Genomic DNA, 26,188 nt, shown 5'->3' with positions numbered 1-26,188 from the left:
CGTCACACCCGCTTCTCCAATAGAGAGTGCTTCGTTTTTGCAGTCCTTTTTATTATAGCATTATTGTAAAAGAAACTAAATTATAGTATGTGAAATTTATAATAGCCTAAAAAGCAGAAAACCGCCTCCCGTTAAACGGAAAGCGGTTCTTTTTATAATGTGCTGTTGTCGTCCTCATTCTCCCAGATCGAGGCGGTAATCTGGTCGCTGATCAGCTGCAGAATGTAGTTGACCTCGGTCTGGCTCTGGCGGAACTGCCCGACGATCGGAATGTTTTCAATCTCTTCGTGCAGGTCGTTGATCTGTGCTTCCACCTGGCGTTTGGCCTCCGTTTTTTCGTAGTGCTGGAAGTTGACCGCCTGCTTCTGCTTGTCCTTGATTTCCTGGATCAGGTTCTGGATCCGCACGTTGTCGTTAATCTGCGTTTCGGCGCGGATGAAAAAGTCCACTTCCTCGGTTTCCTTCAGCCGTTCGGCAAGACGTCCGGCCTCCTGCATCACTTCTTCTTTCGTGTAGGCCATCCTGTTTACACCTCCGCAAATTCCACAACATGGCCGTCGAGCGACCACGTTTTGGCTTCATCAATTTGCACGTAGATGACTTCGCCGATAACGTCCTTCGGCGCCCGGAAGTTCACGAGCTTGTTGGTGCGCGTGCGTCCGGAGAGCACGTCGGCGTTTTTGCGGCTTTCGCCTTCAACGAGCACCTCGAGCACCTGGCCTTCGAGCTCTTTGTTGCGGCGGTTCGAAATGTCGCCCATGAGCGCATTCAGGCGGGCGAGCCGCTCTTTTTTCACATCCATCGGCACGTTGTCCTCCATCTTTTCCGCCGGCGTATGCTCGCGCGGGGAATAGATGTAGGTGAACGCGCTGTCGTAGTCCATCTCGCGCATGAGTGACATGGTGTCTTCAAACTGCTCCTCTGTTTCGTTCGGGAAGCCGACGATGATGTCGGTTGTAAACGACGCGTGCGGAATCGCTGTCTTGATCTTGCGGGCAAGCTCCACGTATTCCTCGCGCGTATATTTGCGTCCCATCAGCTTGAGCATGTCGCTGTTGCCGGACTGGACCGGCAGGTGGATATGCTCGACGAGGTTGCCGCCCTGGGCGAGCACCTCAATCAGGTAGTCGTCAAAGTCGCGCGGATGGCTGGTGGTAAAACGGATGCGCGGAATGTCGATTTTGTGCAGCTCGTTCATGAGCTCGCCGAGCCCGTAGTCGAGCCCGAGGTCCTTGCCGTAGGCGTTCACGTTCTGCCCGAGCAGCGTGATTTCCTTGTAGCCCTGGCGCGCAATCTCGCGCACCTCGGCGATAATGTCCTCCGGCAGGCGGCTGCGCTCCTTGCCGCGCGTATACGGCACGATGCAGTACGTACAGAACTTGTCGCAGCCGTACATGATGTTCACCCACGCCTGCGTGCCGCCGGCGCGTTTTTTCGGCATGTTTTCGATCACGTCGCCTTCCTTCGACCAGACCTCAATCACCATTTCCTTGCCCTGGATGGCGTCGCGGAGAAGCTCCGGCAGGCGGTGGATGTTGTGCGTGCCGAAAATCATGTCAATGTGCTGGTGCTTCTGCATGATGCGGTTCACGACGTTTTCCTCCTGCGACATACAGCCGCATACGCCGAGCATCAGCTCCGGCTTTTCGCGCTTGAGTGCCTTCAGGTGGCCGATTTCGCCGAACACTTTGTTTTCGGCGTTTTCGCGGATCGCGCACGTGTTCAAAAAGATAAGGTCCGCCTCTTCGGTCTCCTTCGTTTCGGCAAAGCCCATCTCCTCGAGAATGCCGGCCATGTTTTCCGTGTCGTGGTAGTTCATCTGGCAGCCGTACGTGCGGATCAGGTACTTTTTGCCGTAGCCGATGCCGCGCATATCCTCGGGTATGTCAAAATCGTAGTGCACCGACGCGTCCTGCTTCGTCCGCTTGCGTCCTGCTTTATGGTCGGGCTGGTCGTTGATCACGATCGACCGGCCGCCAATTTTCATGTATTGTTTGCCGTCCTCGTTGCTTTCCACTTCGGCTTTGGAAAAATCAAAGTATTTTTCGTATGCCGGATCGACCGCCGGAGTCGTTTGTTCAGACGTATCCGTTTGCTTTTTATCAGTCACGGTGGTCTCTCCCTTCTCTATAGGTACAGGCGGTATCGCCGCCCGTGATTTTTGTCGTCGCTTCATATTATAAGCCGAAAACCGTTAAAACTCAAATCACCGTTCGACGCGGAGCGGACGGTAGCGGTTAATGGCCGATGCGATTTCAAACCGGCGCGGACGCGCCATGTCCCCGGGATGTTGGTTTTTAAACGGCGAGAGCGCATCGAGCGACTGACTGTCGATCGTCTGCTCGATGTAGTCGAGCACGTCCGGAAGCGGCGCCGGCTGTTCGAACTGCCGGCTAGCGTGGCGGATGGCTTCGGCAATCGCGTTCGTCTGGCTGCCGGTAATCAGCTGCTCAACCGCGCTCAGGTCGATCGTTTCCGCTCCGTACATGACCGTATCGCGGCCCTTGCCGCTCACCTTTTCCTTTTTGCCCTTACGAGCGTCAAAGCGGTTCACCGCAATACGGCGTCCGGTCAGAGCCCCGAACGCCTCACCGGCTTCCTTCGCCCGGTTGGTCGGATGCTCGCCGGCAATCCGGCGCGCTTCTTCGGTGACGTCATACGGCGCGTACTCTTCAAGCATAATAACATAATCCGCCACATCAAAATAATCTCCTGCTCCGCCGACGACGAGAATGGTGGAAATGCCTTCGTCGTCATAAAGGGCGCGCACTTTGTCAATAAAAGGCGTGATCGGCTCCTTGCGCTTGGCCACAAGCGCCTGCATGCGGGCGTCACGGATCATAAAGTTGGTCGCGCTCGTGTCTTCATCGATCAACAGCGTCCCGGCGCCTGCCTCGAGGCCCTCCATAATGTTTGCCGCCTGCGACGTGCTGCCGCTCGCATTTTCGGTCGTGAAAAAGGAGGTGTCCTTGTCGGCCGGAAGGTTCGCAATGAACGGGCTGATATTCACCCCGGTGACCGAGCGGCCGTCCTCGGCACGCACCTTCACGGCGCTCGGATCGGCAATCACGAATTCACGGCCGTCGCCGGCGCGGTGGTTGTACACCCCGCGCTCCATGGCTTCAAGCAGCGTGCTTTTGCCGTGGTAGCCGCCGCCGACAATGATCGTCACGCCCTTTGGCACCGCCATGCCGGTGACCGGACCGCCGTGCGGAAGCTCAATTGTTACCTCGCGCTCCTTCGGCGACTGAAACGAGATTACCTCCTTGCCGCTCATCGGGCGGTTGCTGACGCCGCTTGCGCGCGGGAGCACCGAGCCGTTGGCCACAAATGCGATGCAGTCGTTGTCCTCCAGGTAGCGGCGCACCGCCTGCTGTTGGTCGGCAAGCTCCAGCTGGGCGATCAGCTTCTGTTTGGAGTACTGCTGCACGGCGTGCTGAATCGCCTCCGGCAGCTGTTTGGTGAGCCGGTCGATGGCCTCCTGGCCCTGAATCGTACGTCCGCGGGCCGGCAGGTGGATCGACAGCCGGACCTCCAGATGATCCTTCGACAGCTTCACCGCGGTCCGGTCGATCATTTCCTGGCCGGGACCATCGATAATAATGCCGGGCTTGCCCTTCTGCTTGTGGAGCTCCTGCTGCACTGCAAGGGCGAAAAAGTCGATGGCCGCCACGCGGCGCGCGTCACTTTCCTCGACCTCCGGGCCGAGCTCAAGCTTTTTGCGTGAAAGCGTCACCCGTGCACGGGACGGACTGGCGAATGGATCGGCCTGCACGTGGTCCAAATGCAGCTGAAAATCGGAAAATTCGTGCGTGCCTTTAATATCGTTGTAGGCCTTGTAGCCCTTTCGGTCGATGCGTTTTAGCGTTTGAATTAGTTGTTTCATTGGTATGCTCCTCTCTATTGTCTGCCGGCATACAAAAAGACGCCGCATGGACGCCTTAAAGTACCACCGGCTGGTGATATGTATAGAATGGCCGGCAGCGCCCGGGCGCTGCCGGATGTGGCGGAAGACGTTTACCTCGGCTCAATAATTAATTTTATCGCCGTTCGTTCTTCGCCGTCAATTTCAATATCGGTAAAAGCGGGAATGCAGACCAGGTCGATGCCGCTTGGCGCCACAAATCCCCTGGCAATGGCTATCGCCTTAATGGACTGATTGATCGCGCCGGCCCCGATCGCCTGGATTTCTGCGGCTCCTTTTTCACGAATAACTCCGGCTAAGGCACCTGCGACAGAATTTGGAGTGGATTTAGCGGATACTTTTAATACTTCCATTTCTAGTACCTCCCTGCGTAGGATCAATGGTAAAGCCATTGTATTAGGCATAATTCATGAAAGAAGGGCCATTTTCCTGCTTTTTGCTCAATATTCTTTTTTATTCAAAAAATGGGTGGGCGTCGTCAATGCGGATGCGTTCAATCGTCGTCGCTTTTCCGGTTTTCGGGTCCGCTTTCACAACGACTCCATTTAACTGTTCCCGCCCCTCGGCCACTTCAAACTTGGTGGGCAGGTTTGTCTGAAACTTTCGTATGATAGATTCGCGCTCCATGCCGAGAATCCCATCGCTCGGGCCGGTCATGCCCGCATCACACAAAAAGGCGGTACCGCCGTCAAGAATCCGGTCGTCGGCGGTCTGCACGTGGGTGTGCGTGCCGACGACGGCGCTAACACGGCCGCTTAAGAACCAGCCCATTGCCTGTTTTTCGCTCGTCGTTTCCGCATGAAAGTCCACGAAAATAAAGCTCGTGCGCGCCGACGCCTCCGTGACCAGCTCATCGGCCTTCTGGAACGGATCATCGTTCGGATTGCCCATAAACGTCCGTCCGATCAGGTTAATGACTGCCACCTCCTGGTCGTTGATGCGCAGGTATTTGATCCCTTCGCCGGGTACGCCCGCCGGATAGTTGGCCGGACGGATCATCATTTTGGCCTCGTCAATAAATTCGAAAATATTTTTGTTATCCCACGTATGGTTGCCCATCGTAATCACCTGTGCCCCTGCCTGGAGCAGCTGCTTGTAAATCTTTTCGGTGATTCCTTTCCCGTGCGCGGCGTTTTCGCCATTCATGATTGTCACCGTCGGCTGGTATTTGCGCTTCAGGCGCGGCAGGTATTCCTCGACCATATTCCGTCCCGGGGAGCCGACGATGTCGCCGATAAATAAAAATTTCATGTCTGTGACTTCCTTTCCTCTTGCGTATAAGCATAAAAAAATAAAGCGGTGGCGTTCACCGCTTTATTTCGCATAATCCACTGCCCGGGTCTCCCGTATCACCGTTACGCGGATATGGCCCGGATAATCCAATTCACTTTCAATCCGTTTTGTGATGTCTCTAGCCAGCTGCGGTGCCAGCTGATCGTCCACCACGTCCGGCTTCACCATAATCCGTACCTCGCGTCCGGCCTGAATGGCAAAGGTTTTTTCGACCCCTTTGAAGGATTCCGAAATTTCTTCGAGCCGTTCCAGGCGGCGGATGTACGTTTCAAGCGTTTCCCTGCGTGCTCCCGGGCGTGCTGCGGACAGCGCGTCTGCGGCAGCGACAAGGGAAGCAATCACAGAGGTTGCTTCGGTATCCCCGTGGTGGGAAGCGATGCTGTTGATAACGACCTCGTGCTCTTTGTATTTTTTAGCGAGCTCGACGCCGATTTCCACGTGGCTTCCTTCGACTTCATGGTCGATGGCTTTCCCGAGATCGTGAAGCAGTCCGGCGCGGCGGGCCAGCTGTTCGTCCTCCCCGAGTTCGGCAGCCATCAGCGCGGTCAGATGCGCCACTTCCATGGAGTGCTTCAGCACGTTCTGGCCGTAGCTTGTCCGGAAGTGAAGGCGTCCGAGGATCTTCATAAGATCCGGATGCAGTCCGTGAATGCCCATTTCAAACGTTGCTTCCTCGCCGTATTCGCGGATAAACTCATCCACTTCCCGGCGTGCCTTTTCGACCATTTCCTCGATGCGTGCCGGATGAATGCGGCCGTCCTGCACGAGGCGTTCAAGCGCAATGCGCGCCACCTCGCGGCGGATCGGATCGAAGCCGGAAAGAATAACGGCTTCCGGGGTATCATCAATGATAAGATCAATACCGGTTAACGTTTCAAGCGCCCGGATGTTGCGTCCTTCGCGGCCGATGATCCGCCCTTTCATTTCATCGTTTGGCAGGTTCACCACAGACACCGTCGTTTCGGCGACATGGTCGGCAGCGCAGCGCTGCAGGGCCAGGGATAAAATATTCTTCGCTTTTTTGTTGGCTTCTTGTTTGGCCTCTTCTGTGCGTTCCTTGATCAGAAGCGCCGTTTCGTGTTCCATTTCCTGTTCGGTTTCGCGGCGGATTAGCTCTCTGGCATCCTCCCGCGACATGCCGGAAACACGTTCAAGTTCCTCCTGTTGTCTGGCGAGAATCTCCTCCACTTTGCTGTTATTTTCCTCAACCTGTTGTTGTTTTTCGTAGAGAGACTCCTCTCTGCGCTCCAAGGATTCTTCCTTTTTGTCAAACGTCTCGCTCTTACGGTCAAGGCTCTCTTCCTTCTGCATTAAGCGGTTTTCTTGTTTTTGAACTTCATTTCTTCGTTCATTCAGAGTATTCTCTGCTTCTGCCCGAATTTGATGTGCTTCGTCTTTAGCTTCCAACCGCGATTCTTTTAAGATTGTCTCTGCCTGCCGCTCAGCTTCTTTCACAATCTGGCCGGCTTCGTGCTCGGCGCTTTTGAATTTCGCTTCGGCAATCGCTTTTCGGACAAAATATCCAATCAAACCAACTATCAATGCACCGATAACAAGCAAAATGGAGATGATTGCAGTGTTCATACATGTCACCTCCTCTTGCTATCTGATTGTTCACTTTCGGTTGTTGCGAAAGTTGCATTGATGATTCTTTTTCGTGTCCGCATTGTTCTGCTTGCGAATTAATACGCTCATCGAAGTGCGGAACAAAACAAACGTTCCACTTCTTTATTGTATCTTTACCGCAGGGTGCTGTCAAGAAAGCTCACCGGCAGAAATCCCTGCTTTTATGGGGATTGACACCGTTTTCTTTCACTCCGGGCCGGTGTGCTGCCGGCCTCCCCGCCGGAGGCTTCGCGCCCGGACGTTGTTCCACACGAAAAAAGGCGCCGGAATTCCGGCGCCTCGGCAGTGCTTTAACGGTTTGTATCTGCTGTTTCTTCCTCTTCGACAAGCAGTCCGGATTCTGCCGGAGCTTCCGGTTCTTCCTCCGGCTCGTCCGGTTCCGCCTGGATATCGTCGAGCTTGTAGTGGTCGCGGATTTTCCGTTCAATGGCCGCGGCCGTTTCTTCATTTTCCTTCAGGAACTGCTTCGAGTTTTCCCGTCCCTGTCCGAGGCGTTCGCCCTCGTAGGAATACCATGCGCCGCTTTTAAGCACGATGTCGAGCTCCGCGCCGATATCAAGAATGGACCCCTCACGCGAGATGCCTTCCCCGTACATAATATCCACCTCTGCCTGACGGAACGGCGGCGCTACTTTGTTTTTCACTACCTTGATTCTCGTTTTGTTACCGACCATTTCATTGCCCTGCTTGAGGGTTTCCGCCCGGCGCACTTCAAGACGCACCGAGGAATAGAATTTCAGCGCACGGCCGCCGGGAGTCGTTTCCGGGCTGCCGAACATGACGCCGACCTTCTCACGGATCTGGTTGATAAACATCGCAATGGCGTTCGATTTGCTGATCGCTCCGGAAAGCTTCCGCAGCGCCTGGGACATCAGGCGCGCCTGAAGACCCACGTGGCTGTCGCCCATTTCGCCTTCAATCTCCGCTTTCGGTACAAGCGCCGCCACGGAGTCAATAACAAGAATGTCGATTGCCCCGCTTCGCACGAGCGCTTCAGCAATTTCAAGCGCCTGCTCGCCGGTATCCGGCTGGGAAAGGATCAGTTCATCGATATTGACGCCAAGCGCCCGGGCATAGCTTGGATCCAGAGCGTGCTCCGCATCGATAAAGGCCGCTGTGCCGCCGTCGCGCTGGGCAGCGGCGATGGAGTGCAGGGCCACGGTCGTCTTACCGGAGGATTCCGGACCGTAAATTTCCACAACACGGCCGCGCGGATACCCGCCGACCCCGAGGGCAATATCAACGGCCAGTGCGCCGGAGGAAATAGTGGATATGCGGCGGTCGGTCTGATCGCCGAGCTTCATGATCGACCCCTTGCCAAACTGTTTTTCGATGCGGCTCAATGCTTGATCCAATGCGGCTTTTCTTTCGCTCATCTTATCTCTCCTTCAAGGATATATACTGTTAAACAGATACGCTCTTCCCCACGAAGAATGCATCCATACATGCCTGCTGTTATTCAGGAAGCGTTCCCGCTGTTTTCCTGCTTTCTATATTATATCGTTTTTTGTTCGATTTGCCAACAGATATGCGAACATTTATTCGTGTTTTTCCATATTTCCCGGAAGATGCGGCCGCTGGCAGGCTGGCGGAAAAAAAACTCTTCAGCGGCGGGGCCGCTGAAGAGCGAACGGATTACTGGGACTGGCGCTGCGTGTTCCGGTTTGGACGGGCCGGGCGCGGCTTCGCCGGCTCGAGGTTCACGCGCGTGCCGTTGATGCGTGCGTGCCGGAGGGCTTCGTACACAAACGGCGCGCTGTCCTGCGGTACTTCCACAAAGGTAAATTTATCAAAAATATCAATTTTGCCGATGGATTTGCCGGGGATGCCGACGGCGTTCGAAATTTCTTCAATCAGTATTTTCGGCGTCATGTTTACATTGCGGCCGACGTTGATAAAGAATCTTGTCATGCCGCGGGCACCGCCGGTTTCACCAAAGCTGTAGCTTTCATCGGATTCGCCGACCGTGGAGGCAAAGTTCAGCTTCATCAGCGCACGGACCACGTCCTTTGGATCGTACTCGGCAAGAAGCTCATCGGTGATGTCATTGAACAGCCCGAGCTCGGACTCCTCCTCCATCTGCGAGGCGATCTGACGCTTCCACGCCTCCTGCTGCTTTTCCACCACTTCTTCGATGGTCGGCACCCGGTGCGATGGAATGTACATTTTAATTTCCGACTCAATCGAGCGCAGATGCTTCATTTCGCGAGGCGTTACAAGCGTCAGCGCTTCGCCCTTGCGCCCGGCTCTGCCGGTCCGGCCGATGCGGTGCACGTAGCTTTCCGGATCCTGCGGAATGTCGTAGTTGATCACGTGGGTGACGTTTTGCACGTCAATGCCGCGGGCGGCCACGTCTGTGGCAACGAGAAATTCAATCGCCGAGTCACGGAATTTCTTCATCACGGCGTCCCGGTGCTGCTGGGTCAGGTCTCCGTGCAGCCCGTCTGCGAGATAGCCCCGGGCCTGCAGAATTTCGGTCAGATCCGCCACGCCTTTTTTCGTCCGGCAGAAAATGATGCCAAGGTCCGGGTCCCGTGCATCCAGAATCCGGCAGAGGGAATCCTGCTTGTTGCGCTCGAGCACCTTAAAGTAGGACTGCTCGATGTTTGGCGCCGTCACTTCACTTTTGTTGATGGATACTGTGACCGGGTCCACCATGTATTTTTTCGACAGCTTACGGATCGCCGGCGGCATCGTCGCCGAGAACAAAAGCGTCTGCCGGTCGACGTTCACCTGCTTTAAAATCGCTTCAATGTCTTCGACAAAGCCCATGTCGAGCATCTCGTCCGCTTCGTCGAGTACGACAGTATTTACCTTGTCCAGCTGCAGCGTTTTGCGGCGCAGGTGATCCTGCACCCGCCCCGGCGTGCCGATGACAATCTGTACGCCCTGCTTGAGTGCTTTAATCTGATGGCCGATCGACTGGCCGCCGTAAACCGGCAGCGAGCGGATGTTCAAATGCTTGGAGAGCTTCTGGATTTCAGAGGACACCTGAATGGCAAGCTCGCGGGTCGGGGTAATGATGATCGACTGCACGTGCGGCTCCTCGGTTACTTTATTTAAAATCGGAATGCCAAACGCCGCCGTTTTACCGGTACCCGTCTGAGCCTGGCCGATCAGATCCTTCTGTTCAAGAGCGGCGGGAATCGCTTTTTCCTGTACCGGGGACGGCTCTTCAAAGCCCATCTCCCGTACCGCCTGCTTAATTTCGTCCTTCATTTGAAAATCATTGAATGTTGTCATTTTCTACCACCTTTTCTTTCCATAACAATCGGCACCCTTCATATAAAGCCATAAAGCGGACACGATCCCTGGTGCCGGCGATGTGAATTTGTTTTGAGATCGTCCCCTTCGGTCCGGAAACTCCGATCCAGACGAGTCCGGGCTCTTTGCCTTCATCACGGTCCGGCCCGGCGACGCCGGTAAAGGAAATACCAACATCGGTGCTGAATTTTTCCTTTACCTTTTCGGCCATCGCCTCTGCACAGGCTGCGCTTACGGCCCCCTCCTGGTCAAGAAGCGTTCGGTCGATGCCGAGAATGTGCTCTTTGGCTGCTTTGGAATACGTCGTAGCCGAGCCCTGGAATACGCTTGACGCCCCGGGGATGTCCACAATGGACTTTGCAAACCAGCCGCCGGTCAGACTTTCTGCTGAAGCAATTGTCTGCGCGCGTTCTTTCAGCACGTCCACCGTATGATTAAAGACCGAATCGTCATCATAGCCGTAAAAATGCTCTCCGACACGGCCGAGCACCTGCTCCTCCACGCCGGCAATCATCTGCACCGCTTCCTCCTCGGTGGCGGCGGACGCCGTCACCCGCAGCGTGACTTCGCCGTCGCCGGCCAGAGGAGCGATGGTCGGGTTCGTCTGGGCTTCGATCAAATCCTGCAGCTCCTCTTCAAGCGAGGACTCCCCGATGCCGTAAAAACGGAGCACCCGGGACGAAACGAGCCTGCCGCTTCCGGCAAGCGCCGCTACATAAGGCTCCACGTCATGCTTGTACATGGATTTCATTTCCCGGGGAGGTCCCGGTATTAAAACATAATGCGTGCCGTTTTCTTCAACGGCCATTCCGCAGGCCATGCCGTTCTGGTTAACAAACACTGTGCTGTTTTCAGCGTAGTGTGCCTGGCGCATATTGGACGCCGGCATCGAACGGCCCGTCCGGTCGTAATAGTCCCTGATTTTTTGCGCTGATGCTTCGTGCACGAGCAGCTTCCGGCCGGTAAAGCCGGCCACCACGTCTTTTGTAATGTCGTCCTGCGTCGGTCCGAGGCCGCCCGTCAGGATGACGATATCCGCCCGTTCGGAGGCTTCCCCGATGGCTTCATGCATCCGGGTTTCATTGTCCCCGACCACCGTATGGCGGAAAACATTCACCCCGAGAGAAGCCAGTTCCTTCGATAAATACTGGCCGTTCGTGTTGGCAATCTGGCCCAACAGAAGCTCTGTTCCTACTGCAATAATTTCAGCGTTCATTACACGTTCCTCCGATACAGCTTACATCGACTTCATAATCACGGCGCGGTTTTTCCAGAAATAATCGACGCCGGATATGATCGTTAAAATAACAGCGATCCACATGAGGACGTCGCCCGCCGGAAAGCCGGCATAGGAAAATGGAAAGTGATGAAGCAAGAGCACCACGATAGCAACCATTTGGAATGTGGTTTTCCATTTTCCGAGTCCGCTTGCTGCGATAACGTTTCCTTCCCCGGCAGCCACCAGCCGGACGCCGGTGACCGCAAATTCGCGGCTTAAAATAATAATTGCCATCCAGGACGCAAGCATGGAAATGTCAATCAGCACAAGCAGCGCCGCCGTAACGAGCAGCTTGTCCGCGAGCGGATCCAGAAACTTGCCAAACGAGGTCACCAGGCTGTACTTTCTTGCAATATAGCCGTCGAGCCAGTCGGAGCCGGCTGCGACCGCAAAGATGACCGCGCCGATGAAATGATGCACCGGCAGTTCGGCGTTTCCGACTGACCAGGTGCCAAACGGAAACGGCACCAGAACGGCGATCACGAATAACGGAATCATCAACACACGGGCAATTGTAATTTTATTGGGTAAGTTCATGGGCGTCCTCCTACTTGCAAATCGTGCTATTCCGTCCACATTCCAGTCTTTCATATTGTATCACATATCTTTTTTTCCCATGGAACAAAACGCACAATTTGTTTATGGCAAAGCAAAGCCTTCGTTCTGAACATTTCAGAAGCGAAGGCCGGATTTATTCTTCTGGCACTGCCGTAAACGTAATAATCTGGTGGGTGCCATCTGAAGGATAGGAAAAGTCCCGGCCGTTGACGGTCAGCTCCATGTTGTTCGTGTTGCCGACGTTGACGGTGATTTCTTCTGCCTCGTACGTTTCTTCAAGCTCATCGCCCTCGGCCTGCTCTGCAAACATATCAAGCATCTCGCCGTCCGCATCCGTTATATCCACGTAGGAGTTGCCGCTGAAGCTCATCGTAAGCTCAAACGCTTCCGCCCCGATCACATCATACGACGCATTGTCCCCGTCCGAGGAGGTTTCCTCGAGCTGCACATCAGCGTCCGCGGCTTCCTCTTCCTCAGCGCTTTCATCTTCTTCCCCGCTGGAGCCCCCGTTATTTTCCGGGGTGCTTTCTGCACTGTCCTCCGCAACTCCGCTGTCTTCCTCCGGAGACCCGGACTCAAACTGGACGCCGGTTCCTTCACTGCTCTGCTGCTGGGTCTCTGTATCGCTGCTTACATTTTGGAATAGCACCCAGATCCCTGCCCCGATGATAAGAAGAAAAATAAGCGCAAAAATAAAGGGCAAAAAGGATGTTTTTTTCTGCTTCTGCTGCGGCCGCTTCTGCTGGCTTCTGCTTCGCGTCTGCTTTCTTGACGCCCGCGACGGCATCTCTGTCGGCTCCTGCCTGGGCGCCGGGAGCTCATGGCCATACTGCCGGAAAACCTCCTCGGCGTCCAGGCCGAGCGCTTCGGCGTAGCTGCGGATAAACGCCCGGGCATAAAAAGCCCCCGGCAGCGCCCCGTAATCACCGGTTTCAATCGCCTGCAAATACCTTCGCTGGATTTTCGTGCGCTGCTGCATCAGCTCGAGGCTTGCTCCCTGGCGCTCGCGTTCACCGCGAAGGTATGGTCCTAACTCTGCCATAACGGCTCACCTGCCTCTTTCACGTTAACTAATATCAAACGACGAAAAGCCGGAATCCACTGTATCGTACGAGATCACCTGGCTTTCATCATTTCTGAGCTCAATCATGCAGTCAAAATCATCCGCCGTATACGACGTTTCGCGGATGAAAATATCCGGATGCTCCACGACTTTGACCGCGGGCAGCCGCATGATCTCCTCCACCAGGTCGCGATGCTTCCGGGCCGCACGCATCGTCGTGACAATCCCGTCGATAATAAACACGTGGCTGTTCGTTCGCTCATCGTCGCCGAGCTGGGTGCGCATCGTCTGGCGCAGAAGCGTCGATGACACAAACGTCCAGCGTTTATTGGCACATACGCTCGCGGCCACGAGGGATTCGGTTTTTCCGACCCGGGGCATCCCGCGGATACCGACAAGATAATGACGGTCCTTTTTGAACAGCTCGGCCATAAAGTCGACGAGAAGCCCGAGATCCGGACGAACGAAACGGAACGTTTTCCGGTCATCGGCATCGCGCTCAATGTAGCGCCCGTGCCGGACAGCGAGCCGTTCGCGGAGCCCCGGCTGTTTGACCTTCCGTACGGAAATGATCTGAATCGTATCAAGGATGGCGCGAAGCCGCTGGATGCGGTCAAAGCTGTCGCAGCGCAGAAGCAGCCCCCGGCGGTTGCCCTCCACCCCGTTGATGGTCACGATATTAATTGCAAGCATACCGAGCAGCGAAGAAATATCCCCGAGCAGGCCGGGACGGTTTTGATGAATTTCGTATTCCACGTACCATTCGTTGCCAGCCATCAGACGTCCCCCTCTTTATCTCTACTGCTTTTATTGTACGTCATTTTTTCCCATTTGAACAGCAGACGACGGGGGCTTCAGGACGGAAATAAACCGTCCACGCGGAGCACTTCCCCGTGCACATAAGCGGCATCCTCCGAGCATAAAAATGCGACCGCACCGGCCACTTCCTCCGGCGTGCCGATCCGCCCGAGCGATACCTGCCCGGCAACGTCCTGCTGTTCTTCCTCCGTTAAATGGCCGAGCATCGGAGAGGCGATCGCCCCCGGTGCCACGGCATTTATGCGCACCCCGGACGGACCGGTTTCTTTGGCGAGCGACCGGGTGAAGGCTTCAATCATGCCCTTCGCCGCTGCATAGGTGGATTCCATCGCTGCCCCTTCCCGGGCCCAGACGGAGCTTACGAAAACGATTGTCCCGCGCCGGGCGGTGAGCATTTCCGGAAGAAGAGCCCGGCTGACAGCCATCGCGCTCATCGCATTTGTCTGAATAATGGCATTTCGGTGCGCATAGGTGGTTTCCTGAAACAGTATGTATTCCTCCATGCCTGCAGCATGAATATAAGTATCAATATTTTTCGGCAGCCGGGCCATAAACGCCTCCTGGCCTGCCTCGGTGGCAAGATCGCCGTAGACTGCTTCTGCCTGCTGCCCATTCTGGCGGCAGCGCTCCGCTGTCTGTTCTGCCTTTTCATTTCCCCTGTAATAATGAAGCAGAAGCGGGCGGCCGGAGGCAGCAAGCCGTTCGGCTGCTGCTCCTCCAATCGCTCCGCTTGCTCCGGTAACGAGCGTCCAGTCAGGCATCTGCTTCAGCCTTCTGGTCGATAATGGATGTCGTTCGGTTATCGATGCGGAATTCGCTCTCCAACAGGCTGGAAATATCGTCAAACGTCACCTGCTGCATGATTTCCACCGCGTCCATAACCGAAGCGCCGTGAAACGCGTAGCGCGTGCCTTCGGTGGCGAGAAATTCAGTGGAATTCAGCTGCTTGACGAGCTGGCCGAGCAGCTTTTTGCGCATCCGTTCAAAGCGTCGTTCGTCCATGCCTTCAGTCTGCGCGTGCTCGATAATGTCGAGCAGCCGCGCCTCGGTTTCCTCCGGCTTCGGCGTGTTGCCGCCGAGCGCCGCGAGGGAAAACGAACGCTCAATCATTGCCTCGCTGGAAAAGCTGTCATCGATCAGTCCTTCAGAGTACAGCGTTTCATACGCCTCCGAGCCTTCCCCGAACAGCGTTTCAAGCAGCAGCTCGAGCCGGGCCTCCTGATACAGCAGGTTGTCCGTTTCGCTGTGCAGCGACAGCTTGTAGCCGAGAAGCACCTTCGGCAGGCGGATGCTCATCTTTTCGACCGCCTTGGAATGAAGCGCTGTCGCCGGCTCATCCACTTCAATACGCTCCACATGGTCCATCGGGGTAAATTCCTTCTCCGCCTGGTTGCTCCGCACGAGCTCAAAAATCTCCTGCGGCTCCACCGCGCCGGCCACGTACAAAATCATGTTCGCCGGATGATAAAACGTATGATAGCACGTATACAGGTCATCCTTTGTTATCCGGCTGATGGACTCGGCCGTGCCGGCAATGTCAATCCGGGCCGGGTGGCGGTGGTACAGATTGCCGAGCAACTGGAAAAACAGGCGCCAGTCGGCATCATCGTCGTACATGCTGATCTCCTGGCCGATAATGCCCTTTTCTTTTTCCACACTCTCCTCGGTGAAATACGGATGCTGCACAAAGTCGAGCAGCGTATGCAGGTTCACCGCGGTGTCATCGGTGCTTGAAAACAAATACGCCGTGCGCGTGAAGGACGTGAACGCATTGGCCGAAGCGCCCTGTTTGCCGAACGTGTCGAACACGTCGCCTTCTTCGTCTTCAAACATTTTATGCTCCAGAAAGTGAGCGATGCCGTCCGGCACCTCCACGCTCTGCTTCTGCCCGATCGGCACGAAGGCGTTGTCGATGGAGCCGTAGTCGGTCGTAAAGGTAGCAAATGTTTTACTGAATCCCTGCTTCGGAAGCACGTACACCCGGAGGCCGTTTGGCATGACCTCCGAGTAGACGGTTTCCTGCAGCTGATCATACTGTTGTTTCTGCATCTTCATCTTCCTTTCCGTGTAGGAAAAATACGGTATCAAGTACGATTGAATTCGCGCATGCAAGCACGTCGTCTGCGCTCACCTGCTCAATTTCCTCGATCCATGTTTCAATCGGACGGACGCGGCCCGCCATTTTTCCCTGAAAATGAAGGGCAGCCAGCCCGCCCGGGGCGTCGGTGGTCTCTCGGATCTGATTGATAAGCATACCCTTCGTCTGGGCCAGCAGTTCGTCTGAGACGGGCTCCTGCTGCAGCGCCTGCAGCTGTTCGCCGATCACTGCTTTCACCTGCTCGTACTGCTCCTTTTCAATGCCGGTCATCACCATGACCAGCCCCTTCTGGCTTTCGTAGCGGGAAGCAGCATAGTAGGCAAGACTCCGTTTTTCACGCACCTCCTGAAACAGCTTCGAGTGCGGAAAGCCGCCGAACAGGCCGTTTGTTACCTGCATTGCGGCAAACTGCGGATCGTCCTGGGTAATCGTCGTCCGGTAGCCGAGCTGCAGCTTGCCCTGATGAATGTCATCGGACTCCTCCACGTAGCGTACACGCGGCGGACGTTCTGCGCCGTCTTCGACCGGCGGCAGGGGGCTCCGTTCCGGAAACGGGCCTGTGACCGCCTCGACGTCGTACGACTCCACATCGCCGACTACGTAGACATCAATGGCGTCTTCCGCTAGAAACTGCTCGTACACGTCGTAGAGCTTCTGCTCATCGAGCGCCTCCATCCGGTGGGCGTCACCGAGCGGATGCACTGAATACGCTTCTGCGCTGCACATTTCCTGCACGAGACGCATGTTAGCATAGCGGTCCTTTTCATCATAAATCGTATTGATTTTCTGCAGCAGCGTCCGCTTTTCCTCCTCGACAATTTTCGGGTTGAACGCGCGGTTCTCTGCGAGAGGCGCGTGCACCATCTCCGCTAAAAACGCGGTCGCTTCGGCAAACAGGTCCTCCTGCGCCGGCAGATACTGTTCGTTGACAAATTCCATGCGAAAGCTCATCACATGGTAATTGCCGCGTTTGCCGACGTCCACGCTGAACGAGGCGCCGTACAGGTCATCGAGCTTTTCTTTTATATGGGACTGCGACGGGTAGCGCAGACTCCCTTTTTTCAGCACTCTGGCCAACAGCGCCCGGCCCGCTGCGGTATGCTCGGACAGCGGGGCGCGGCACTGGATAATAACAGCCGTCGTTTTAAACTGCTTCGTTTGAAATAAATGCACCGGAATATTGGTGTTCGTCGTCACTGGCTGCATCAAAATCCTCCTCAACTATGGTGCGTCTCTTCCTTTTCTTCGGCCGGTTCGCCGCTTCCTCCGCGGGTATCGCCGAGCACTTCACGCGGCTTGCTGCCGCCGTATGGCCCGACAATGCCGCGGTCCTCCATTTCATCGATCAGGCGTGCTGCCCTCGTGTAGCCGATACGGAACCGGCGCTGCAGCATCGATACCGATGCACTCTGCATTTGCAGAATCATATCGACCGCTTCGTCAAACAGCTCGTCGCTCGGCCGTTCGGCCTGCGCCGGCTGTTCGTCGGGGATCATTTCCTCCTGGTACTTGGCTTTCTGCTGGGCAACGACAGCCTCCACCACCTGTTCCACTTCATGGTCGGAGACAAACGCTCCCTGCACACGGGTGGATTTGTTGGAGCCGATCGGGGAAAACAGCATATCGCCTTTCCCGACCAGCTTTTCCGCCCCGCCGCTGTCAAGAATCGTCCGGGAGTCCGTCTGGCTCGATACCCCGAACGCAATCCGCGATGGAATATTGGCTTTGATGACCCCGGTGATGACGTCCACGGACGGACGCTGGGTCGCAATAATCATATGAATGCCGGCCGCACGTGCCATCTGGGCGAGACGCGTAATCGCATCCTCCACCTCGCTTGAGGCGACCATCATCAGGTCGGCGAGCTCATCGACGATGACGACGATGTACGGAAGCTCGGGCTGCTTGGCCCCGCCTTTATCATTCTGCCTGCGGATCCATTCGTTGTAGCCTTCAAGGTTTCTCGTGCCCGTGTGCGAAAACAGATCGTAGCGGCGCTCCATTTCGGCTACCACTTTTTTCAATGCCTGGGCCGCCTTCTTCGGTTCGGTAACGACCGGCGCCATCAGGTGCGGAACGCCGTTGTAGACGTTCAGCTCCACCATTTTCGGGTCAATCATCAACAGCTTCACCTCATGCGGACGGGCGCGCATCAGAATGCTCGTAATGATGCCGTTGATGCAGACACTTTTTCCGCTTCCCGTCGCTCCGGCAACAAGCAGGTGCGGCATTTTATGCAGGGAGGCAAGAATCGGTTCGCCGGAGATATCCCGGCCAAGCGCGACATTCAGCACGTGTTCGTCCTTTTTATCGAGGGACTCAAGCACCTCCCGGAGCGTGACCATCGCCACCTCCTGATTCGGCACTTCAATGCCGACGGCGGACTTGCCGGGAATCGGCGCTTCAATCCGGATGTCCCGGGCCGCGAGGGCGAGCGCGATATCATCGGAGAGGTTCACAATTTTGCTGACCTTCACCCCGACGGCCGGCTGGATTTCATATTTGGTTACCGCAGGCCCTAAATGCACCTCCGAGACGTTCGCCTTCACCCCGAAGCTCTGCAGCGTTTCTTCCAGTTTTTTGGCATTGGCCGAAATCTGCGAGCGTTCCTGCTGCTGGTTCTGATTTTTCGGAGCCGACAGCATCGTAAGCGCCGGCAGCTGATAATTTTTGTTTTCCGTCTCCCCCTCGGTCACGCTCAGCATATCCGAGCGGTCCACGTCAGGCTCCGGTTCGGGCGGCTCCACTGTTTCCGGCGCCGCCGTTTCTTTTTTGCGGGCAGGCTCCTCCGGCGCCGGCGTTTCCTTGGCCGCCGGCGGCTCCTGGTACGCCTGTTCGGTAAACGAGAAGATTTTCGGCTTTTCTGCGCCTTCCTTCGACTTTTCCACAGGTGCTTCAGGCGTCTCCTTCTGCTTTGGCGCCGCCTGGGCAGGTGTTTCTTTTTCCCGGGCTTCTTTTTGCTTTTTCCGTTCCGCCCGGCGCTGTTTCCCTTTTTCGACCGCCTGAGCCGCTCCCTGTCTGGAGGTACGGGCCACCCATGCCCCGCCTGTCTGCATTGTATGTTGGAAAGACCACTGCATAAGTAAAAACAGTCCTGCGATCATGAGAAGCACGGATACAATATAAGCTCCGGCTGTTCCAATCAGAAAATGAACAGCATCGTAGATAAGAGCGCCGATCGTGCCGCCTCCAATAGAGGCCGCTCCGGACCGGTCGAGCCATCCGTCACGGCCGAACGTTTCCATAAAAACAGAAATTGCCGGATCATTGAGACCCGAAGCCCAGCGAACCTCCGTAAAGAGAATCACCCCAAGGAAAAGAAGGGCGCCGCCTGTCCACCGCAGCGGAAACTGCTTCACGATGTTCCGGTTGATCATCCAGACCGTGGAAAAAGCGAGTATAAACAGGTTCAATATCCACCAGAGGTCTCCGGTGAGCCACTGGGAACCGGAGCGAAGCAGCTGTCCGGCCCACCCCCAGCCGCCGAGAGATATGAGGGCGAGCAGCGCTGCCGCAAGCGCCGGCCATGAAAACGCCGGCTGCCTGTTTCTGTTCGACGAGGTTCGTTTTTTCTTCCGCTTCGCCGTTTTTGCCATGGTTTGGTTTGGCTCCTTTCTCCCCGAAAAAACTCTATTCAATAAAACACCCCCTGCCCGCCAAACTGGCTAATGCAGGGGTGTGTCATGGCAAGCTTTTCGCGTGCTTTTAAATTTCCATAATAATCGGCAGAATCATCGGGCGCCGTTTGGTTTTTTCAAACAGAAAACGGCTCATGGAGTCCCGGATGCTGCTTTTAAGCGTCGACCATTCGCTCACATTTTCGCTGATCGATTTCTCCAGCGTTTCGGAGACTTTTTTATGCGCTTTTTCCATCAGTTCTTCGGATTCGCGCACGTAAACGAAGCCGCGGGAAATAATATCCGGGCCGCTCACGATGGTGCCGGACTTTTTGTTGAGCGTCACCACGACGACGAGAATACCGTCTTCGGACAGGAGGCGGCGGTCGCGGAGCACAATGTTGCCCACATCGCCGATACCGAGTCCGTCAATTAAGACGTTGCCGGCCGGTACTTTGCCGGTTTTTACGGCTTTGCCTTTGCTGAATTCCACAACCTCCCCTTTATCAAGCAGGAAGACGTTGTTTGGATCCATGCCGGTTTCTTCCGCGAGTTCCCCGTGCACAAACTGCATCCGGTACTCGCCGTGCACTGGAATAAAGTACTGCGGCTTCACCAGGTTCAGCATCATTTTGAGCTCTTCCTGGCGGGCGTGGCCGGAGGAGTGCACATTTTCGCCCATAACGACCTCTGCGCCGATCTGGTAGAGAAAATCGATCGTCTGCGACACCGTTTTTTCGTTCCCGGCTACCGGGTTGGCGGCGATAATAACCATATCGCCTTCTTCGATGGTTAAATTGTCGTCCTCGCCCTTCGCCATATTCATCAGCGCAGAGACCGGCTCGCCCTGGCTGCCCGTGCATAGTATAGCCACTTTCTTCGGATCCATATCCTCAACCTGGTCGGTCGTAATGAAAATATCGTCTTCGGCATCCAGGTACCCGAGCCGGCGCGAAATTTCAATCGTTTTTTCCATTGCCTGGCCGTTCACGGCAATTTTGCGGCCGCTTTCCTCCGCTGCACGGATCACCTGCTGAATGCGGTGGATGTTAGTCGCAAAGGTGGTGATCACGATGCGCCCTTCGGTTTCCAGGAAAATATCCATAATACCGTTTCCGGCAATCGCTTCCGACGGGCTCACGCCCGGCACTTCTGCGTTAATGCTGTCAGAAAGCAGGCAGAGCACGCCCTTCTTGCCGATTTCGGTCAGTTTATCAAGGCTTGTGTACTGCCCGTCGACCGGCGTCTGGTCAAATTTGAAGTCCCCGGTGTGCACAATAATGCCCTCCGGCGTCTGTACGACCATGCCGACCGAATCCGGAATGCTGTGGTTGGTCCGGAAGAAGCTTGTTTTCAGCTGACCGGTCTGGATGACACTGTTGTCGTGCACCACCCGGAAATCCGGTTTCTTGCGCAGGCCTTTTTCTTTTACGTATGACTCCACAATGCCAAGCGTCAGCTTGGTGCCGTAGATCGGCACGTGCACCTGGCGGAGAATGTAGGTTAAGGCGCCGATATGGTCTTCGTGTCCGTGGGTCAAAAAGATCCCGCGGAGCTTTTCCTTGTTCTGCGTTAAGTATGAAATATCCGGAATGACAATATCAATTCCGAGCATGTCATCTTCTGGAAACATTAGTCCTGCGTCTATGACGATCATGTCCTGTTCTGATTCTATAACGTACATATTTTTTCCGATTTCCCCGATACCGCCAAGGGAAAAAACACGAACGTTACCATTCGCTTGTGTGGCCAAAGTATATTTCCTCCTAAATTAAAAAATGAATAATTACTGACGTCGATTTACGGCCCCAAAAAGAAACATTTTTCCCTTTGAGTGAATGGTTTCCGCACAAATCACTTACACTCAGTATAACCCAGGCGGTTTTTGAAATACAAGGGAAACTATTGTGCCCAAATATTTTGAACGCCCCGGCGCCGGCGCTTTCTTCTATGTACATAAAATCAGGCACCGGCAGCAGGGCTGTCGGTGCCTGGATAAAATGAACCGTCAGGAAGCGGCGGTAAACCACTGCTCAAGCTGGCGGATTTCAGCATCCGTCAGCGGCACGAGCGGCAGCCGGGTGTAGCGTCCGGTAACGCCCATCTGCTCAAGCATCGCCTTTACCGGGGACGGATTCGGCGCCATAAAGCAGGCCCTCATCTTCGGCAGAAGCGTCCGGTGCGCTTCTGCCGCCTGCTGCACACGGCCGGAAAAGAAGTCCGTTATCATCCGCTGCAGATCCTCCCCGGCAATGTGCGCTGCCACAGACACTACGCCGTGGCCTCCGACCGAAAGGGTTGGGAGCGTCAGCGAATCATCGCCGCTGAACAGCTGGAAATCCTTCGGAGCGGAAGACAGGAAGTGCGAAATCTGATCCAGGTTTCCGCACGCCTCTTTCACCGACGTAATATTGGAAATCTCTGCAAGCCTGAGAAGCGTTTCCGGCAGCAGATTGACGATGCAGCGCCCCGGAATATTATAAATCATCAGGGGCAGCGTTGTGGCTGCAGCAATCCGCTGAAAATGCTGGTACATGCCTTCCTGGTTCGGCTTGTTGTAATACGGTGTCACTGCCATTAAGCCGTCAATCCCGATCTTTGTCGCTTCGTTCGCCAGGTCGGCGGAGTACGCCGTGTTGTTCGTTCCGACGCCGCCGATCACATCCATCCGGGTGCCGGCAATGTCTTTTACCCGCCGGAACAGCTGCAGCTTTTCTTCACTGCTGAGCGTCGGGGATTCTCCGGTGGTGCCGGCTACCACAACGCCGTCGCTTTTTGCCGCAATCAAATGCTCAGTCAGCTGCTCGACTTGCTCCCAGTGGATGTCGCCGTTTTCATGAAAAGGTGTAACCATTGCTGTGAGTAACTGTCCAAAAGCCATAGGTCGGCTCCTTTCTCTCATCTGCAGGGAATCGGTGCGGGTTATGATGAGCCTCTGCAGCTTACTAGGAAACAGATGGGGGACGTACGCCGGCACGTCCGAGATCAAATACGCGGTGAAGGGCAGACACGGCTTTATCTGTGTCCTGTTCATGCACAAGTGCCCAGATGGTCGTATGCGAATCCGCCGACTGTAAAATCGGCACCCCGGCTTCTGACAGCGCGGTAACAATTTTAGATGCAACACCCGGCACTCCGGTCATGCCGGCGCCGACGACGCTGACTTTGGCACAGTGCGGCACCGCCGAAATCTGCCAGCCGTCTTCCTCCAGGGCATCGACCGCTGTTTTTGCGTGCGGGTCCGGCACCGTAAACACGGCGCTTTCCGGTCCGATGTTAATAAAATCCACGCTCAGGCCGAGACCTTCCATACGCTGAAACACGCGCGCATGCATATTTCCGGCTTGCTCTGCCCCCGCCGCGACGCTGATCTGGGTGAGCGACGGAATATGGGCGATGCCGGTGATCAGGCGTTCGGCCACCTCGCGGCCCGGGGCGCCTCCGAGCATGGACGTAATCAGCGTCCCCGGTTCCTTGGTCGATGTCGACCGGATACGGATGGGCACCTTGCCCTGCATCGCAATTTCAACCGCCCGGGGATGGATAACCTTTGCTCCCTGGTAGGCCATGTTGCAGATTTCCTGATAGGTGACGGTGGAAAGCAGCCTCGCATCTTCAACCACGCGGGGGTCTGCGGTCATCATGCCTTCAACGTCGGTGAAAATATCCACCCATTCTGCCTTTAAGGCCGTGCCGAGCGCAGTGGCCGACGTATCGCTGCCGCCGCGTCCGAGCGTGGTTATCATCCCGTCCTCGCTGACGCCCTGAAAGCCTGTAACGACCACAGCGTCGTGGGTGGCAAGCAGCTCCTCCACTTTGTCCGTGCGCATATCAATGATCTTGGCATTGCCGTGATTGCTGTCGGTAATAAACCCGGCCTGAGCCCCGTTTAAGGCAGCAGCCTTCAGCTGCTTTGAGCGCAGAAGCTCCGTAAACACTACAGCGGAAATGGTTTCGCCGCACGATACCAGCAGATCGCGTTCGGCGCCGCCTTCCCCCGGCCTGCTTTCATCAATCAGGCCGAGAAGGGTGTCGGTGGCGTAGGGGTCGCCGCTTCGTCCCATGGCAGAAACAACGACCACCACCTTGTAGCCTTCATGCACCGCGTCTTCAATATGACCGGCGGCCTGCTCGCGCAGCTCCTTCGTTTTTACAGACGTACCGCCAAATTTTTGAACAATTATATTCATCGGTCCGGCTCCCTCACAGGTTATTTAATCAGATTAAGGCGGATCAGGCTTTCGGCAATCTGTACTGAATTATAGGCGGCACCTTTCAGGAGATTATCCGATACGACCCAGAAATGATACGCGTTTTCGCGGTCCAGGTCGCGGCGGATACGGCCAACGAATACATCCGGCAGGCCGACGCTGTTAACAGCCATCGGGTACACCTGGTTGGCCGGGTCGTCCTGAAGGGTGATGCCTTCGCCTTCAGACAGCGTCTGCTGCAGCTCTTTGACATCCGGATTTCCGGTTTCTGTTTCAATATAGACCGACTCCGAATGACCGGTATCCACCGGAAGACGCACGCACGTGGCCGCCACCGGAAGATCATCCATATGAAGAATTTTTTTCGTTTCGTTGATCATTTTCATCTCTTCAAACGTATAGCCGTTGTCCTGGAATTTGTCGATCTGCGGAATCGCGTTAAAAGCGATCTGGTAATGCTTTTTATCACCGCTGACCGGCATAAGGTTTGCTTCTGCTTTTTCACCGTTCAGCACCGCCGTCGACTGGGTATTCATTTCCTCGACCGCGTCAAGCCCGGCACCGGATACGGCCTGATACGTGGAAACGATCACTTTTTTCAGCCCGTATTTCTGGCGGATCGGCTCAAGCGCCACCGCCATCTGGATGGTCGAGCAGTTCGGGTTGGCGATAATGCCATTATGGCTGTGCAGATCTTCTTCATTTACTTCCGGCACAACAAGCGGCGTGTCCGGGTCCATCCGGTAGGCGCTCGTATTGTCGACGACAACCGCACCGCGTTTAACCGCTTCCGGGGCGAGCGCTTTGGATATGGATCCGCCGGCGGAAAACAGGGCAATCTGCACGCCTTCAAACGATTCCGGTACTGCTTCCTCAATCGTATATTCCTGGCCCTTGAACGTCATTTTTTTACCGGCGGAGCGGCTGGACGATAAAAGCTTCAGCTCTCCAACGGGGAAATTTTTATTTTCTAAAGTTTTCAGCATCTGCTGGCCTACGGCGCCGGTTGCGCCTACGACCGCTACAGTATATGTTTCGTTGGACATATTCATTCTCCCTTTCTGGTTCATCCATTTCACATTTATTAAAACAAACTTTGCTTTATTTTACCACACTTGTCAGCGCTGAAAAGGTCAATTCTGGCTTATTCTTCGATGCTTACGCTGAAATTGGAGCTGTTTTTCTTCAATAGCTCCGGCACAGGCCCATTTGGCTGAATGAGCGAGGCGCTTGGCGGTGTCTGTATCATCGCAAGACCCCGCTCCAGGACATCACCGAGCTGCACCCTGCTGAGCCTGTCCAGCGTTTCATCGATGCCCGGATGCCGCCCAAACAGCATTTCGTTTCTTGCGTTCCTGGCCATGCGGGCCGCAGACGACTCCAGGCCCAGCACAAAAGCGGATTTCAGCTGCAACCGTTGGTTTTCGCTTTCAGCTTCTGTAATATTTCCAGCGGATAAGCGTTCAAACAGCCCATCGATGGTCTCGAGCAGCTCCTCCACCCGCTCCGGTGCCGCTGCGCTGTAGATCGTATGAAAACCAGTGCGTTCAAAGGCTTCAAACGAAGAAAAAATCGTATACGCCAGGCCCCGCTCCTCCCGGACTTCCTGAAACAGGCGGCTGCTCATCGAACCGCCGAGCAGGTTATTCCAGAGCACTTCGGCAAAATAATGCTCATGAAAGCGCGAAACGCCCGGGAAGCCAAGACACAGGTGGGCCTGTTCAGTCTCCCGGTGCTTCACCTCTCTGCCCGGCACGAACACGGCCCGCTCCTCCTGGTTTACTGCACGGTGCCCGTCTCCCCAGCCGGCAAACAATCGTTCAAGACAGGCAAGCAGCTCCCCGCTTACATTCCCGGCGGCTGAGATCACAAGCCGCTCCGGCGTGTAATGATCACGGAAAAAATCGAGCAGGCGCTCCCTGGTTATCTCCTGGAGCACCGCTTTCGTGCCGAGAATCGGGCGGGCCAGCGGATGCCTGCCGTAGGAAGCCTGCCAGAGCATATCATGAATGATGTCGTCCGGCGTATCCTCCACCATGCTGATTTCCTCGAGAATCACATTCCGTTCCTTATCCACGTCCCCGGGCTCAAAACGGGAATGAAAAAACATATCAGCAAACACTTCGGCCGTCTGCTCCGCATGTTCATCAAGCACGGTGGCCTGCAGGCAGGTGGCGTCCTTCGCTGTAAAAGCTTCCATTTCCCCGCCGATGCGGTCAAAATAGCCGGCAATATCGGCCGCACTCCGTTTGGAGGTGCCTTTAAACAGCATATGTTCAATAAAATGAGCCATGCCGTTTTCCTCTGCCCTCTCCTGTCTTGAGCCTGCGTCTATCCACAGGCCGAGCGACACCGAGCGCATGTGCGGAATCTGCTCTGAGACCAGCCGTACCCCGTTCGGAAGATATTTTGTTTCCGGCATCTGCTTGGTCCTC

The 26,188-nt window shown here is 55.5% G+C and carries 21 protein-coding genes; all 21 read right to left on the bottom strand.

The window, feature by feature from the left end; all coding sequences use genetic code 11:
• Window positions 1-152 precede the first annotated feature (152 nt).
• Window positions 153-521 carry a YlbF/YmcA family competence regulator gene (locus ACTTK7_RS02150; RefSeq protein ID WP_462865400.1) on the bottom strand — a complete coding sequence of 123 codons (369 nt, stop codon included), beginning with the start codon at window positions 519-521 and terminating at the stop codon, window positions 153-155.
• A 5-nt stretch (window positions 522-526) separates the two neighbouring features.
• Window positions 527-2,110, bottom strand: coding sequence for a tRNA (N6-isopentenyl adenosine(37)-C2)-methylthiotransferase MiaB (gene miaB, locus ACTTK7_RS02145; RefSeq protein ID WP_462865399.1), 1,584 nt, complete (start codon window positions 2,108-2,110; stop codon window positions 527-529).
• A gap of 96 nt (window positions 2,111-2,206) precedes the next feature.
• Entirely contained in the window at window positions 2,207-3,886 is a 1,680-nt protein-coding gene (locus ACTTK7_RS02140; RefSeq protein WP_462865397.1) for an ABC-ATPase domain-containing protein, read from the bottom strand.
• A gap of 131 nt (window positions 3,887-4,017) precedes the next feature.
• Window positions 4,018-4,278 carry a stage V sporulation protein S gene (locus tag ACTTK7_RS02135; protein WP_022792833.1) on the bottom strand — a complete coding sequence of 87 codons (261 nt, stop codon included), beginning with the start codon at window positions 4,276-4,278 and terminating at the stop codon, window positions 4,018-4,020.
• A gap of 100 nt (window positions 4,279-4,378) precedes the next feature.
• Window positions 4,379-5,176: a TIGR00282 family metallophosphoesterase gene (locus tag ACTTK7_RS02130; protein WP_462865396.1), complete on the bottom strand. Its 798-nt coding sequence runs from the start codon at window positions 5,174-5,176 to the stop codon at window positions 4,379-4,381.
• A 63-nt stretch (window positions 5,177-5,239) separates the two neighbouring features.
• Window positions 5,240-6,802: a ribonuclease Y gene (gene rny, locus ACTTK7_RS02125; RefSeq protein ID WP_462865395.1), complete on the bottom strand. Its 1,563-nt coding sequence runs from the start codon at window positions 6,800-6,802 to the stop codon at window positions 5,240-5,242.
• A gap of 332 nt (window positions 6,803-7,134) precedes the next feature.
• Complete coding sequence (gene recA / locus ACTTK7_RS02120) at window positions 7,135-8,220, bottom strand: recombinase RecA (protein ID WP_462865393.1); 1,086 nt, start codon at window positions 8,218-8,220, stop codon at window positions 7,135-7,137.
• Between the two features lie 259 nt (window positions 8,221-8,479).
• Window positions 8,480-10,087, bottom strand: coding sequence for a DEAD/DEAH box helicase (locus ACTTK7_RS02115; protein ID WP_462865392.1), 1,608 nt, complete (start codon window positions 10,085-10,087; stop codon window positions 8,480-8,482).
• Window positions 10,071-11,324 (bottom strand): competence/damage-inducible protein A, encoded by a 1,254-nt coding sequence (locus tag ACTTK7_RS02110; RefSeq protein WP_462865391.1) that lies wholly within the window; start codon window positions 11,322-11,324, stop codon window positions 10,071-10,073. Before ACTTK7_RS02110 ends, ACTTK7_RS02115 begins: the two co-directional genes overlap by 17 nt.
• Window positions 11,325-11,345: 21 nt before the next feature.
• Window positions 11,346-11,924: a CDP-diacylglycerol--glycerol-3-phosphate 3-phosphatidyltransferase gene (gene pgsA, locus ACTTK7_RS02105; protein ID WP_462865390.1), complete on the bottom strand. Its 579-nt coding sequence runs from the start codon at window positions 11,922-11,924 to the stop codon at window positions 11,346-11,348.
• Window positions 11,925-12,078: 154 nt separating this feature from the next.
• A complete protein-coding gene (locus tag ACTTK7_RS02100) occupies window positions 12,079-12,987 on the bottom strand; it encodes a RodZ domain-containing protein (protein WP_462865388.1) in 909 nt (302 codons plus the stop codon).
• A 24-nt stretch (window positions 12,988-13,011) separates the two neighbouring features.
• Window positions 13,012-13,785: a DUF3388 domain-containing protein gene (locus ACTTK7_RS02095; RefSeq protein ID WP_322524716.1), complete on the bottom strand. Its 774-nt coding sequence runs from the start codon at window positions 13,783-13,785 to the stop codon at window positions 13,012-13,014.
• Between the two features lie 77 nt (window positions 13,786-13,862).
• On the bottom strand, window positions 13,863-14,588 hold the full coding sequence (gene ymfI / locus ACTTK7_RS02090) for an elongation factor P 5-aminopentanone reductase (RefSeq protein WP_462865387.1): 726 nt from the start codon (window positions 14,586-14,588) through the stop codon (window positions 13,863-13,865).
• Entirely contained in the window at window positions 14,581-15,876 is a 1,296-nt protein-coding gene (gene yfmH, locus ACTTK7_RS02085; RefSeq protein WP_462865386.1) for an EF-P 5-aminopentanol modification-associated protein YfmH, read from the bottom strand. The genes ymfI and yfmH overlap by 8 nt, the downstream gene beginning before the upstream one ends.
• Window positions 15,857-17,131: an EF-P 5-aminopentanol modification-associated protein YfmF gene (gene yfmF / locus ACTTK7_RS02080; RefSeq protein WP_462865384.1), complete on the bottom strand. Its 1,275-nt coding sequence runs from the start codon at window positions 17,129-17,131 to the stop codon at window positions 15,857-15,859. Before yfmF ends, yfmH begins: the two co-directional genes overlap by 20 nt.
• Before the next feature lie 11 nt (window positions 17,132-17,142).
• Entirely contained in the window at window positions 17,143-19,521 is a 2,379-nt protein-coding gene (locus ACTTK7_RS02075) for a DNA translocase FtsK (protein ID WP_462865383.1), read from the bottom strand.
• A 109-nt stretch (window positions 19,522-19,630) separates the two neighbouring features.
• Window positions 19,631-21,295 carry a ribonuclease J gene (locus tag ACTTK7_RS02070; RefSeq protein ID WP_462865382.1) on the bottom strand — a complete coding sequence of 555 codons (1,665 nt, stop codon included), beginning with the start codon at window positions 21,293-21,295 and terminating at the stop codon, window positions 19,631-19,633.
• Between the two features lie 255 nt (window positions 21,296-21,550).
• Window positions 21,551-22,423, bottom strand: coding sequence for a 4-hydroxy-tetrahydrodipicolinate synthase (gene dapA, locus ACTTK7_RS02065; RefSeq protein WP_462865381.1), 873 nt, complete (start codon window positions 22,421-22,423; stop codon window positions 21,551-21,553).
• Between the two features lie 64 nt (window positions 22,424-22,487).
• Window positions 22,488-23,732 (bottom strand): aspartate kinase, encoded by a 1,245-nt coding sequence (gene dapG, locus ACTTK7_RS02060; protein WP_462865380.1) that lies wholly within the window; start codon window positions 23,730-23,732, stop codon window positions 22,488-22,490.
• A gap of 20 nt (window positions 23,733-23,752) precedes the next feature.
• Window positions 23,753-24,799: an aspartate-semialdehyde dehydrogenase gene (asd, locus tag ACTTK7_RS02055; RefSeq protein ID WP_462865378.1), complete on the bottom strand. Its 1,047-nt coding sequence runs from the start codon at window positions 24,797-24,799 to the stop codon at window positions 23,753-23,755.
• A gap of 98 nt (window positions 24,800-24,897) precedes the next feature.
• Complete coding sequence (locus tag ACTTK7_RS02050) at window positions 24,898-26,175, bottom strand: M16 family metallopeptidase (protein WP_462865377.1); 1,278 nt, start codon at window positions 26,173-26,175, stop codon at window positions 24,898-24,900.
• Window positions 26,176-26,188: the final 13 nt, after the last annotated feature.

The sequence above is a fragment of the Marinococcus tarijensis genome (assembly GCF_054971385.1).
This window is presented reverse-complemented; position numbering and strand designations above follow the sequence as displayed.

Excerpts from the sequence above, each read along its gene's own strand:
- ACTTK7_RS02150 (WP_462865400.1), bottom strand. The coding sequence starts at position 521 with ATGGCCTACACGAAAGAAGAAGTGATGCAGGAGGCCGGACGTCTTGCC.
- ACTTK7_RS02140 (WP_462865397.1), bottom strand. The coding sequence starts at position 3,886 with ATGAAACAACTAATTCAAACGCTAAAACGCATCGACCGAAAGGGCTAC.
- ACTTK7_RS02135 (WP_022792833.1), bottom strand. The coding sequence starts at position 4,278 with ATGGAAGTATTAAAAGTATCCGCTAAATCCACTCCAAATTCTGTCGCA.
- ACTTK7_RS02130 (WP_462865396.1), bottom strand. The coding sequence starts at position 5,176 with ATGAAATTTTTATTTATCGGCGACATCGTCGGCTCCCCGGGACGGAAT.
- rny (WP_462865395.1), bottom strand. The coding sequence starts at position 6,802 with ATGAACACTGCAATCATCTCCATTTTGCTTGTTATCGGTGCATTGATA.
- recA (WP_462865393.1), bottom strand. The coding sequence starts at position 8,220 with ATGAGCGAAAGAAAAGCCGCATTGGATCAAGCATTGAGCCGCATCGAA.
- ACTTK7_RS02115 (WP_462865392.1), bottom strand. The coding sequence starts at position 10,087 with ATGACAACATTCAATGATTTTCAAATGAAGGACGAAATTAAGCAGGCG.
- ACTTK7_RS02110 (WP_462865391.1), bottom strand. The coding sequence starts at position 11,324 with ATGAACGCTGAAATTATTGCAGTAGGAACAGAGCTTCTGTTGGGCCAG.
- pgsA (WP_462865390.1), bottom strand. The coding sequence starts at position 11,924 with ATGAACTTACCCAATAAAATTACAATTGCCCGTGTGTTGATGATTCCG.
- ACTTK7_RS02100 (WP_462865388.1), bottom strand. The coding sequence starts at position 12,987 with ATGGCAGAGTTAGGACCATACCTTCGCGGTGAACGCGAGCGCCAGGGA.
- ACTTK7_RS02095 (WP_322524716.1), bottom strand. The coding sequence starts at position 13,785 with ATGGCTGGCAACGAATGGTACGTGGAATACGAAATTCATCAAAACCGT.
- ymfI (WP_462865387.1), bottom strand. The coding sequence starts at position 14,588 with ATGCCTGACTGGACGCTCGTTACCGGAGCAAGCGGAGCGATTGGAGGA.
- yfmH (WP_462865386.1), bottom strand. The coding sequence starts at position 15,876 with ATGCAGAAACAACAGTATGATCAGCTGCAGGAAACCGTCTACTCGGAG.
- yfmF (WP_462865384.1), bottom strand. The coding sequence starts at position 17,131 with ATGCAGCCAGTGACGACGAACACCAATATTCCGGTGCATTTATTTCAA.
- ACTTK7_RS02075 (WP_462865383.1), bottom strand. The coding sequence starts at position 19,521 with ATGGCAAAAACGGCGAAGCGGAAGAAAAAACGAACCTCGTCGAACAGA.
- dapA (WP_462865381.1), bottom strand. The coding sequence starts at position 22,423 with ATGGCTTTTGGACAGTTACTCACAGCAATGGTTACACCTTTTCATGAA.
- dapG (WP_462865380.1), bottom strand. The coding sequence starts at position 23,732 with ATGAATATAATTGTTCAAAAATTTGGCGGTACGTCTGTAAAAACGAAG.
- asd (WP_462865378.1), bottom strand. The coding sequence starts at position 24,799 with ATGTCCAACGAAACATATACTGTAGCGGTCGTAGGCGCAACCGGCGCC.
- ACTTK7_RS02050 (WP_462865377.1), bottom strand. The coding sequence starts at position 26,175 with ATGCCGGAAACAAAATATCTTCCGAACGGGGTACGGCTGGTCTCAGAG.